At 39.6% G+C, this 12,128-nt stretch carries 8 protein-coding genes; all 8 read right to left on the bottom strand.

From position 1 onward, the window contains the following. Positions 1-34: 34 nt before the first annotated feature. The 8 genes from glpX to icmF all read right to left on the bottom strand — a co-directional run bounded on the left by glpX (position 35) and on the right by icmF (position 12,117). Positions 35-1,006: a class II fructose-bisphosphatase gene (gene glpX / locus IEV35_RS02450; RefSeq protein WP_188383109.1), complete on the bottom strand. Its 972-nt coding sequence runs from the start codon at positions 1,004-1,006 to the stop codon at positions 35-37. Between the two features lie 406 nt (positions 1,007-1,412). Next, positions 1,413-2,699 (bottom strand): UDP-N-acetylglucosamine 1-carboxyvinyltransferase, encoded by a 1,287-nt coding sequence (gene murA / locus IEV35_RS02445; protein ID WP_188383108.1) that lies wholly within the window; start codon positions 2,697-2,699, stop codon positions 1,413-1,415. Between the two features lie 138 nt (positions 2,700-2,837). Beyond that, on the bottom strand, positions 2,838-3,485 hold the full coding sequence (fsa, locus tag IEV35_RS02440) for a fructose-6-phosphate aldolase (RefSeq protein WP_188383107.1): 648 nt from the start codon (positions 3,483-3,485) through the stop codon (positions 2,838-2,840). Between the two features lie 119 nt (positions 3,486-3,604). Beyond that, complete coding sequence (locus IEV35_RS02435) at positions 3,605-4,459, bottom strand: class II fructose-bisphosphate aldolase (RefSeq protein ID WP_188383106.1); 855 nt, start codon at positions 4,457-4,459, stop codon at positions 3,605-3,607. 118 nt (positions 4,460-4,577) lie between these two features. Then, positions 4,578-4,940: a response regulator gene (locus tag IEV35_RS02430; RefSeq protein WP_188383105.1), complete on the bottom strand. Its 363-nt coding sequence runs from the start codon at positions 4,938-4,940 to the stop codon at positions 4,578-4,580. A gap of 248 nt (positions 4,941-5,188) precedes the next feature. Then, the gene (pyrG, locus tag IEV35_RS02425; protein WP_188383104.1) at positions 5,189-6,799 is read right to left on the bottom strand and encodes a CTP synthase; all 1,611 of its coding nucleotides are present in this window, start codon (positions 6,797-6,799) and stop codon (positions 5,189-5,191) included. 301 nt (positions 6,800-7,100) lie between these two features. After that, positions 7,101-7,616, bottom strand: a complete 516-nt coding sequence (gene rpoE / locus IEV35_RS02420; RefSeq protein ID WP_308419755.1) for a DNA-directed RNA polymerase subunit delta — start codon at positions 7,614-7,616, stop codon at positions 7,101-7,103. A gap of 1,255 nt (positions 7,617-8,871) precedes the next feature. Next, positions 8,872-12,117: a fused isobutyryl-CoA mutase/GTPase IcmF gene (gene icmF / locus IEV35_RS02415; protein WP_188383102.1), complete on the bottom strand. Its 3,246-nt coding sequence runs from the start codon at positions 12,115-12,117 to the stop codon at positions 8,872-8,874. Between the last annotated feature and the right edge of the window lie 11 nt (positions 12,118-12,128).

Here is a 12,128-nt window from a genome sequence, read left to right as displayed (position 1 = left end):
ACATTGACTTGTTACCAATGTCTCCACTAGATATTTAATCTGGCTTCATGACTAAGTTTGGTTTTTTCTTTAAGCTATGTTCTCCATCAATAAAGCGAACAGTACCACTTTTAGCACGCATGACGACTGTCTGTGTTTTAGCCTTTGAACCCTTAAACTGAACTCCTTTTAAAAGTTCTCCATCCGTTACACCTGTTGCTGCAAAGATAGCATCATCGCCACTACAAAAGTCATCCATATAGAAGATTTTATTGATATCTTCTATACCCATTTTTTTACAACGGGCAATCTCTTCATCATTTTGTGGTACGAGTTGACCTTGCATTTCTCCACCTAGACATTTTAGGGCCATGGCAGCAATTACCCCTTCAGGTGCTCCACCTATTCCCATAAATAAATCAATACCAGTGTGGTCAAATGCTGTGTTAATTGCCGCTGCAACATCGCCATCTTGAATTAAGCGAATTCGAGCACCAGCTTCGCGAATTTCTTCGATAATTTGGTGATGACGTGGACGATCTAGTAAAATAACGACTAAATCTTCTACGTCTTTATTTTTTGCCTTAGCAACTGCTTTAAGGTTGTCAATGGTTGGTGCATTAATATCAATTTTCCCAACTGCTTCTGGACCTACGGCAATTTTTCTCATGTACATATCTGGTGCATGGAGTACTTTTCCATGGTCTCCAATGGCAATAACCGTTAATGCATTGGTTGTTCCACTGGCTACAATATTCGTTCCCTCTAATGGGTCTACTGCAATATCTACTAGTGGACCTGTGCCTGTCCCGAGTTTTTCACCGATATATAGCATTGGTGCTTCGTCCATTTCGCCTTCTCCAATAACGACTGTTCCTTGCATTGGTATGGTGTCGAAAACTGTGCGCATTGCGGTTGTTGCTGCGTCATCTGCTTCTTCTTTTTTGCCGCGGCCCATCCAGCGGGCGGAGGCTAGTGCTGCTGCTTCTGTTACGCGTACGATTTCCATTGTTAAGCTTCGTTCCATTTGTTCCATCTCCCTATGATAAATAACGTCTCATCCCAAGAAGGTTTATTTATCAATAGCTTCCTTTATTCACCGTGGCTGAATGATGTTCACTTTTGTTATTATCTGCAAATTCTTTTTTATAGTGCATATAACCCGCTCCGGGAATATACTTCGCTTTCCGTGGGCGGCTGGTGAGCCAGGCTACTACAATGAATTTGCTTCATTGCTGCCTTGCACCGAGGAAGCATGCTGCGTAGCGTTACTGGCAGACGCAGGTGCATTCTCGGGGTCTCACCTAGGCCTATCCTCCCACAGGAGTCTCCGTATATATCCGGAGCTAATAATAACTTATCCCCAGCCACTTAAGGCAGAATATATCTAAATAAATATAACTTGAGTTCATTATTTATTGAATCCTTAAACCCTATGAATTTTGAAATTGGATGATTTCTTCTTCGGTCATGTCTTCTCGCCAGACGTTGGCGCCGAGGTTGTTTAGTTTTTCTGTCATGTTTTCGTAGCCTCGGTCGATGTGTTCGAGTCCGGTGATTTCGGTGATGCCTTCTGCCATTAGTCCTGCGATTACGAGTGCTGCTCCTGCTCGAAGGTCACTTGCTTTTACGCTGGATCCTGCTAATTTAACTGGGCCTGATACGATGACGGAGCCGCCTTCGACTTTGATAATTGCATTCATTCGACGTAATTCGTCGATATGTTTGAGTCGTGCGGAATAAATTGTATCGGTAATGACTCCTGTATTCTCTGCCCTTGTTAATAAACTTGTAAATGGTTGTTGTAAGTCCGTTGGAAAACCTGGATAAACTAATGTTTTTATATCCACGCTTTTTAGTCGAGGTTTTGATGCGATATAAAGTTGGTCGTCTGAGTCCTCAACAGTAATACCCATCTCACGTAATTTTGCTAATAATGATTCCAAATGCTGTGGAATGACATTGTCAATAATGACTTCTTTTCCGGCAGCAGCTGCAGCGATTGCATAGGTTCCTGCTTCAATTCGGTCTGGAATAATGGTATGGCGGCACCCATGTAAGGAAGGAACTCCTTCAATACGAATGACATCTGTTCCTACGCCTTTTATTTTAGCCCCCATATTTGTTAGTAAAGTGGCTACATCAATAATTTCTGGTTCTTTTGCTGCATTTTCAATAATTGTTTTTCCTTTTGCCCGGACAGCAGCGAGCATTATGTTGATTGTTGCACCAACACTAACCACATCTAAATAAATACGAGCACCAACTAGTTCTTTTGCGCGAATATAGATTGCTCCATGTTCATTCGTTACTTCTGCTCCTAATGCCTCAAACCCTTTAATATGCTGATCGATTGGGCGCGGACCTAAGAAGCATCCACCAGGCAAGCCAATGACAGCTTTTCCAAACTTACCGAGCATTGCTCCCATAAAATAGTAAGAAGCACGAAGTTTTTTCACTTTCCCGTTTGGTAACGGCATCGATATCATATTTCTCGGATCGATATGAATCGTTTGGCCGTCCCAACTCACACTTCCGCCAATTTCTTCTAATAGATCACTAAGCGTATTTACATCCGAAATTTCTGGCAGTCCTTCGATTGTTACTTCTGAGTCCGCTAAAATAGCAGCTGGTAAAAGTGCTACCGCGCTATTTTTCGCACCACTGATGCGTACTTTACCATTTAAGAAATGACCGCCCTCCACTATCATTTTCTGCATATCAAAACCCCGCTTTTGAGGTGAGGTTAACTATTCACAGTTCCCCTGTCCACCACTTTTTTAAACAACAGTCAAAAAGTCATGCTAATTAACTGTTTGATTTATATATAGTTTGGTCAATGACCAAACATTCCATGCTTATTGATTTGCTTTCTCCCAATCTGCAAGAAACTTCTGGATTCCCTGGTCTGTTAATGGATGTTTCACTAATTGACCAAGAACATTATATGGTACAGTTGCGATATGTGCACCATGAAGTGCAGCATCTGTCACATGAAGTGGATGTCTAATACTTGCAGCGATAATTTGTGTATCAAGATGATGACGGTCAAAGATTTCTGCGATAGTTGCAATTAGTTGCATCCCATCATGTCCGATATCATCTAAACGACCTAAGAAAGGTGAAACGTAAGTTGCTCCAGCTCGTGCAGCAAGTAGTGCTTGGTTTGCATTAAATACAAGTGTCACGTTTGTTGTAATACCTTCACTACTGAACGCTTTCACTGCTTTTAACCCTTCCAGCGTCATCGGAACTTTAATCGTAATATTAGGTGCGATTGCAGCAAGTTCTTTTCCTTCTTTAATCATACCTTCAGCATCTTCCGCGATTACTTCTGCACTTACGGAACGATCCGTTACTACTGAAGTGATTTCTTTTAGACGGTCATGGAAAGACACGCCTTCTTTTGCGACAAGACTCGGGTTAGTCGTTACTCCTGCTAAAACCCCTAATTCATTTGCCACTTTAATTTCTTCTATATTTGCTGTATCGATAAAAAATTTCAAGTTGTTACACCCTCCTAATAGTTAGTATTTAAACTATGTATAGTAATAGCCCTTACTATTATGCCACTAACTATATTCTAAGGTAGTGACCATTAATAGAAAGGGCATTAACTTTTTTATTATGCTTTATTGGAAGAACCAAATTCACGCATTTTACCAATAACGGTTTGCTTAATTGCTTCTGTACCTGGTCCTAGATATTTACGTGGATCATATAATTCTGGCTTCGCGTTTAATACTTCACGAACAGCTTTTGCCTGTGCCATTTGATTTTCTGTATTAACATTGATTTTAGCTGTACCTAGTGAGATCGCTTTCTCAATATCTTTTGTTGGGATACCTGTACCACCATGAAGTACTAGTGGAACACCAGTTAAGTTAAGAATTTCTTCCATTTCTTTAAAACCAAGATTTGGTTCTCCTTGATATGGTCCATGTACAGAACCAAGTGCTGGAGCTAGACAGTCAATACCAGCTTCTTTAACTAAGCGTACACATTCCTGTGCGTCTGCATAGCTAATTCCACCAATTACTCCGTCTTCTTCTCCACCAACAGTACCCACTTCAGCTTCTACAGATACGCCATGAATATGAGCTAATTCGACTACTTTCTTCGTAGTTGCAATATTTTCGTCAATTGGGGAATGTGAAGCATCAATCATAACAGAAGTAAATCCTGCATGAATAGCTTGTGCACATTTTTCAAAGCTTGAGCCATGATCAAGATGGATTGCTACTGGAACAGTTGTCCCATACTCTTCCATCAGTGCTTTCACCATTGCTACAACGACTTTGAATCCACCCATATATTTTGCAGCACCTTCAGAAACCCCTAAAATTACAGGAGATTTCTCTTCCTCTGCTGCTTGCAGAATTGCTTGTATGTACTCCAGATTATTTATATTGAATTGACCAACCGCATAACCATTTTCTTTACCATTTTCTAACATTTCTTTCATTGATACTAATGGCATGTGAAACCCTCCTCTTAATGTTGACTACCATTTATTTGATTCAGTTATAGAATACCAAAGTCAAATACTATGGTGCAAGGTAATCGAGTAAAAGTAGAGGTATTTCAAATATTTAAAATTAATTGGCAAGATGTTGTTTGACATAATCTCTTACTTCGAGAACGTCAAACGGCTTCGATAATATTTTTTTTACATTCGCTAATTCAGTTATCTCCTCTTGAATATTTTCTACTAAGCCACTCATGACAATCGTATCTATCTGTTTATTTTCATGAGCTAATTGCATAAGCACTTCGATTCCGTCTACTTTCGGCAACTTATAATCAATGATCATTAAGTCGATTGCGTTTTTACTAATGATATCAAGTGCTTCTTGTCCATTTTTAGCTGTCAAAATGGAAAAACCCTCACTTTCTAAAAGATCCTCCAATAAAAGCCGAATTCCTATTTCATCATCTACGATTAAAATGTTTTGGTTCATATTGACACCATCCCCCTTAATGATTAACTATTCGATAAATATTTACAAAAATCCTTCTTTTTAGCGAACGAAATATATTCCGATTTTTGCCATAACAGTTAATCAATGCTATATATTTTTGTCTGTTCCCTTATACCCTATCACCACTATGATTAAACATTTATTAGAATATAACAGAAAAAGTCGCAAAATGTACCAAAAATTGGCAAATTCGCGACTAATTAACTACTCAGATTTCGAGCAAATGATTATATTTGATTACTTTTTTCGACAGAAGCTCCGATAAATCCTTTGAATAGGCTTTGTGGCCTAGTTGGACGGGACTTAAATTCTGGATGGAATTGACACGCTACAAACCAAGGATGATCTTTAATTTCAATGGTTTCTACTAATCGTCCATCTGGGCTTGTTCCTGAGAAAATTAACCCATGTGCTTCCATTTCTTCACGGTATTCGTTGTTAAATTCATAGCGATGGCGATGACGCTCTTCGACTACATCTGCTCCATCATAAGCTGCTTTTGTTTTTGTACCATCTTTTAGTTTACATGGATAAAGTCCTAGACGAAGTGTTCCACCTAAGTCTTCTACCCCTTTTTGTTCAGGTAATAAGTCAATAATTGGATAGCTTGTATTTGGATTAATCTCTGCAGAATGTGCATCTTTATATCCTAATACATTCCGAGCAAATTCTACTGTTGCTAATTGCATTCCTAGGCATATTCCAAAGAAAGGAATATTATTTTCACGCGCATAGCGAATTGCTTCAATCTTACCTTCAATACCACGGTCACCAAATCCACCTGGTACGATAATCCCATCTACTTGAGATAATTTTTCACGGATTGTTCCAACGTCCATCTTTTCAGAATTAATCCAATGTACATTAATATCTGTATCGTATGCAAACCCTGCATGTTTTAATGATTCCACTACAGAAATGTACGCATCTTGTAATTCCACATATTTTCCAACAAGACCTATTTCAATTGTTTTCGAAAGATGAGTCACTCGATCAACTAATTCTTTCCACTCTGCCATATCAGCTACTTGCACATCTAAGCCAAAATGATCACAAATTAATTGATCTAAATGTTGATCCTGTAAAGAAAGTGGAATTTCATAAAGATTTGCTGCATCACGCATTTCGATAACTGCTTCCTCACGAATATCGCAGAATAAAGCAATCTTATCTTTCATATCTTGGCTAATTTCATGTTCTGTACGTAACACAACGGCATCTGGTTGAATACCTAATGAACGTAATTCCTTCACACTATGTTGAGTTGGTTTAGTCTTTAATTCCCCTGCTGCTTTAATAAATGGCACTAATGTACAATGAACATACATGACATTTTCTTTGCCAATATCACTTTTCACTTGGCGAATTGCTTCTAAAAATGGTAGGGATTCGATATCTCCAACTGTTCCGCCGATTTCCGTAATAACAACATCTGCACCTGTTGCATCACTAGCACGGAAAACTTGATCTTTAATTTCATTCGTAATATGTGGAATCACTTGAACCGTTCCACCTAAATAATCGCCACGACGCTCTTTACGGATGACATTTGAATATACTTTCCCTGTCGTAATATTGCTATATTTATTTAGGTTCTCATCAATAAAACGTTCATAGTGACCTAAATCTAAATCTGTTTCTGCACCATCATCAGTTACAAAAACTTCCCCATGTTGGTAAGGGCTCATCGTACCTGGATCAACGTTGATATACGGATCAAATTTTTGAATCGTTACTTTTAATCCACGATTTTTAAGTAATCTTCCAATTGATGCTGCTGTAATTCCTTTTCCTAATGATGACACAACGCCACCTGTGACAAAAATATATTTAGCCACGACAATCCCTCTTTCTGTATATAGTTAATGATGATAAGTATTTTTCGATCACTGTTTGCTTTTATTGTGTGCACAATTCTAGTTACGAATCATGTAATTTATGAACATCACAGTGATTTTTCTAATTCAACCCTCTTATAACTTACTGTTTTATATTACTGACTAACGATTAGTTTCCCGAATAGTACTTGTATAAAACACAAAAAGCGCCTCCCTTTTTAGGGAGACGCTATTAATTAGTAAATTTTAAGAGCCCAATACGTATTTTACTAACCAGTCCTCTAAAAGTCAAGATGATGTTTTACTTGTCTTCGTCAAAATCCTCATCGATTTCGTCTTCGTCAATTTCATTCAAATCTTCTAATTCATCATCTACTTCATCGTCATCATCATCATCGAATTCGTCGAAATCATCATCTTCCTCAATTTCGTCAAACTCATCATCATCGATGTCTTCAAAGTCATCATCATCGTCTAGATCATCGTCGTCAAGGTCAAGATCTAAATCTTCCTCAATATCCAAATCATCATCTTCATCCAGTTTTTTCTTCTTCGATTTTTTCTTTTTCGTTGGTTCGTTATAAATATCCTCATCCATTTGTTCAAATGGATACCAACGCTTTAATCCCCACATATTGGAACCTAATGTGATAAATCTTCCATCTACATTTAAATCTGTGTAAAACTGAGCTAATAAGTCATCTTTTTGCTCATTTGTGTATTCTTTTAGCTCTGCAACTCTACTAAAAATATCTTTAAAATCTAATGCTTTCTTTTCTGCTAATAATACTTCTTTTGCCAATTCTAACATTGACATTTTTTTAATATCCTCGCGGCTCAAATTATCCAAGCTCACAGTACCGCACTCCCTTTTTATTTAATAAGCAACTTTTATTATAAAGTGTATCCTCTAGGGTAGAGATTACTCTAGGGTGAAATAACTATGTATGTTTATAAAGCTATCATACATTATAAACAAAATGGGAAGTAATTATCAAATTTATTTTATTTGTTTAAGCAAGTTCTTTGCAAGATAGCTTATTCGACATTATTTGCGATGAAAAATGGTCGTTTTTCTGTTTGTTATTTGGGATGTATGTGGCTAATGCTTTCCATGGGATGGTTGAATGAGGGTGAGGCGGGGTTTAGGGTGCTACGGGCACTCATGGCAGCGATGAGTGACGGTTGATGTGTGTTTCTTGATGGAACGGGCACTCATCACACTTATGAGTGACGGTTGACGTGCCTTTCTTGGTCCAACGGGCACTCATCACACCTTTGAGTGACCGTTGACGTGCGTTTCTTGGTGCAACGGGCACTCATAACTCCTATGAGTGACGGTTGACGTGCCTTTCTTGGTCCAACGGGCACTCATCACACTTATGAGTGACGGTTGACGTGCGTTTCTTGGTGCAACGGGCACTCATCACACCTTTGAGTGACCGTTGACGAGCATTCCTCCCTCCAACGGGCACTCATCACACCTATGAGTGACCGTTGACGAGCATTCCTCCCTCCAACGGGCACTCATAACTCCTATGAGTGACCGTTGACGTGCGTTTCTTGGTGCAACGGGCATTCATAACTCCTATGAGTGACCGTTGACGAGCATTTCTCCCTCCAACGGGCATTCATAACTCCTATGAGTGACCGTTGACCTGCATTCCTCCCTCCAACGGGCATTCATAACTCCTATGAGTGACCGTTGACGAGCATTCCTCCCTCCAACAGGCATTCATAACTCCTATGAGTGACCGTTGACGAGCATTCCTCCCTCCAACGGGCATTCATAACTCCTATGAGTGACCGTTGACGAGCATTCCTCCCTCCAACGGGCACTCATAACACCGATGAGTGACCGTTGACGAGCATTCCTCCCTCCAACGGGCACTCATCACACTTATGAGTGACGGTTGACGAGCATCCCTCTCTCCAACGGGCACTCGCAACACCAATAATTGACGGTTGACTAACGATTCATCCCCCAACAAAAACTCCCCCCCAAAAAAGGACATTACAACAGCATATCACCCTTGTAATGTCCTTCCTCAAATCAAATCACTTTTCTTCCCTTACATATTCCTTCTATATTGCCCGCCGACTTCATAAAGGGCACTAGTAATTTGGCCAAGGCTAGCAACGCGGACTGTATTCATTAATTCTTCAAAAACATTTCCGCCTGACGTTGCAACTTGTTTTAGCCGCTCTAATGCTGGGCCAACTTCATGTTTGTGGTTTTCTTTAAATTTATTTAGTTCTTGGATTTGGTGTTCTTTCTCTTCTTTTGTTGCTCTGGCAAGTTCCATTGAATCGATTTCTTCTTCAGAAGGTGGGTTTGGATTTAAGTATGTGTTCACCCCGATAATTGGAAGTTCTCCGGAATGCTTTTTGCCTTCATAATAGAGCGATTCTTCTTGGATTTTGCCACGTTGGTATTGACGTTCCATCGCACCGAGTACGCCACCACGATCATTAATGCGCTCGAACTCTTGTAGGACTGCTTCTTCTACAAGATCAGTTAGTTCATCGACAATGAACGAGCCTTGTAGTGAGTTTTCATTTTTCGTTAATCCGAATTCACGGTTAATAATCATTTGAATAGCCATTGCCCGACGAACGGATTCTTCTGTCGGTGTTGTAATCGCCTCATCATAAGCATTTGTATGAAGTGAATTCGTATTATCTTGAATAGCAATTAATGCTTGTAAGGTTGTGCGAATATCGTTAAAATCAATTTCCTGTGCATGAAGTGAGCGACCGGATGTTTGGATATGATACTTTAACTTTTGACTACGTTCATTTGCACCATATTTATCACGCATCGTAATCGCCCAGATTCGACGTGCTACGCGACCAATTACCGTATATTCTGGGTCAAGCCCATTGGAGAAAAAGAAGGATAAGTTCGGCGCAAAGTCATTAATATCCATCCCTCGACTTAAGTAATACTCCACATACGTAAATCCGTTCGCTAGCGTGAATGCTAGTTGAGTAATTGGATTGGCACCAGCCTCGGCAATATGATACCCAGAGATAGACACGGAATAGTAATTACGAACTTGGTTATCGATAAAGTACTGCTGAATATCTCCCATCATTCGTAGAGCAAATTCTGTTGAAAAAATACATGTATTTTGCCCTTGATCTTCTTTTAAAATATCTGCTTGAACCGTTCCGCGAACGACTGATACTGTTTCTGCTTTAATTTTCTCATATTCATCGGCACTTGGTTTACGTCCCTGTTCACTAGTAAACTTTTCTACTTGTTGGTCAATTGCCGTATTAAAATACATCGCTAAAATAATTGGTGCTGGACCATTAATTGTCATCGATACCGAAGTTGTTGGACTCGTTAAATCAAAACCACTATACAGTTTTTTCATATCCTCTAACGTACAGACGTTAACACCGCTCTCCCCGACTTTTCCGTAAATATCAGGGCGGTATGCAGGATCCTCCCCGTACAACGTAACGGAGTCAAATGCAGTCGACAGACGCTTTGCTTCATCATTTTTCGATAAGTAATGGAACCTTCTATTCGTACGTTCTGGAGTTCCTTCTCCAGCAAACTGTCTTGTTGGGTCTTCCCCTTTTCGTTTAAACGGGAATACACCTGCGGTAAACGGAAAGGCACCTGGAACGTTTTCCTTCAGCTGCCAGAGGAGTCTTTCTCCCCAGTCTGTATACTTCGGAAAAGCTACTTTAGGAATTTTTAAACCAGCAAGAGTCTCGGTTGTTAGTTCCATCGTTATTTCTTTATCTCTTACTTTATAAACATACGTATCTCCAGAATAACTTTCTTTCGTCCTATCCCAAGATTCCAATAGTTTCTTCGCATTTGGATGAAGTTTCGCTTCATATGTTGTATATGTTCTAGACAATGGATTTCGAATATCTTCATCTTCTACGACTTGCATCGCACCATGGAGCTGATACATCTTTCGTGCAATATCGCTCTGTTCTTTCGCGTTTTTATGATAATTACGGACATGTGTAGCAATTTCACGCAAATAATGACGCCGTTCATTCGTAATAATTAAATTTTGCTTTTCAGAAAGAGTATAACGATCAAAATCAACCGCTTCCTCCCAACCATATTTATCATTTACTTTATCAATTAGTGCGGCAAATAACGCATTTGTTCCACTATCATTAAACTGGCTCGCAATCGTCCCATACACCGGAAATGTTTTTTTATCTTGATGGAATAACATATGGCTACGCTCATATTGCTTGCGGACTTGATTTAAGGCATCTTCTGAACCTTTTTGTTCGAATTTATTAATAACAATAAAATCAGCAAAATCGATCATATCAATCTTTTCTAACTGGGTTGGAGCACCGAACTCAGAAGTCATCACATACATCGATAAATCGGTAATTTCCGTTATCGCTGCATCACCTTGCCCAATTCCACTCGTTTCCACAATAATGAAATCAAAACCAGATGCACGAACTACTTGAATAACATCTTGAGTTGCCTTGGAAATTTCACTTCTAGAATCCCTTGTTGCTAACGAGCGCATGTATACGCGATCAGAGAAAATCGCATTCATCCGAATTCGGTCTCCAAGTAATGCGCCACCCGTTTTCCGCTTCGTAGGGTCAATCGAAATAATTGCCACTTTTCGGTCCGGAATTACATTTAGAAAACGACGAATTAATTCATCTGTTAAGGAACTTTTCCCGGCTCCACCTGTACCTGTAATACCTAGTACTGGTATGTTCGTATCAGCAATTTCATTCACCGCATCAAGAACTTTTTGCTTTTCTTCATCAGTAACTTCTTCATTTTCCACGTACGTAATGAGTCTAGCCATTGCTTGGCGGTCACCTTGTTGTAAATTCTCAAGCTGTTTTTCTATATCAAAAGGAGGTTCAAAATCACATTCCTCTAACATGACATTAATCATTCCTTGCAGACCAAACTCTCGACCATCATCTGGTGAGAATATTCTTGTTACACCATATTGGTGCAGTTCTTTGATTTCACGAGGGATAATAACACCACCGCCACCACCAAACACTTTAATATGATCTGCTCCTAATTCCTTCAATAAATCAATCATGTACTTGAAATACTCGACGTGTCCGCCTTGGTATGACGATATAGCAATACCTTGGACGTCCTCTTGAATCGCTGCTTGAACAACCTCTTCGACAGAGCGGTTATGGCCAAGATGAATGACTTCAGCCCCACTTGCTTGCAAGATTCGTCGCATAATATTAATCGAAGCATCGTGACCATCAAACAAACTAGATGCAGTCACAAAGCGAACGGGATGCTTTGTTTGATATGGTAATACTTGTTGAACCACTGTAAGCCCTC

The sequence above is a fragment of the Ornithinibacillus halotolerans genome (assembly GCF_014637405.1).
Lineage (GTDB): Bacteria > Bacillota > Bacilli > Bacillales > Amphibacillaceae > Ornithinibacillus > Ornithinibacillus halotolerans.
Note: the sequence above shows the minus strand (reverse complement) of the source record. Positions and strands in the feature narration are given on the sequence as shown.

Excerpts from the sequence above, each read along its gene's own strand:
- IEV35_RS02430 (WP_188383105.1), bottom strand. The coding sequence starts at position 4,940 with ATGAACCAAAACATTTTAATCGTAGATGATGAAATAGGAATTCGGCTT.
- rpoE (WP_308419755.1), bottom strand. The coding sequence starts at position 7,616 with ATGTCAATGTTAGAATTGGCAAAAGAAGTATTATTAGCAGAAAAGAAA.
- glpX (WP_188383109.1), bottom strand. The coding sequence starts at position 1,006 with ATGGAACGAAGCTTAACAATGGAAATCGTACGCGTAACAGAAGCAGCA.
- murA (WP_188383108.1), bottom strand. The coding sequence starts at position 2,699 with ATGCAGAAAATGATAGTGGAGGGCGGTCATTTCTTAAATGGTAAAGTA.
- IEV35_RS02435 (WP_188383106.1), bottom strand. The coding sequence starts at position 4,459 with ATGCCATTAGTATCAATGAAAGAAATGTTAGAAAATGGTAAAGAAAAT.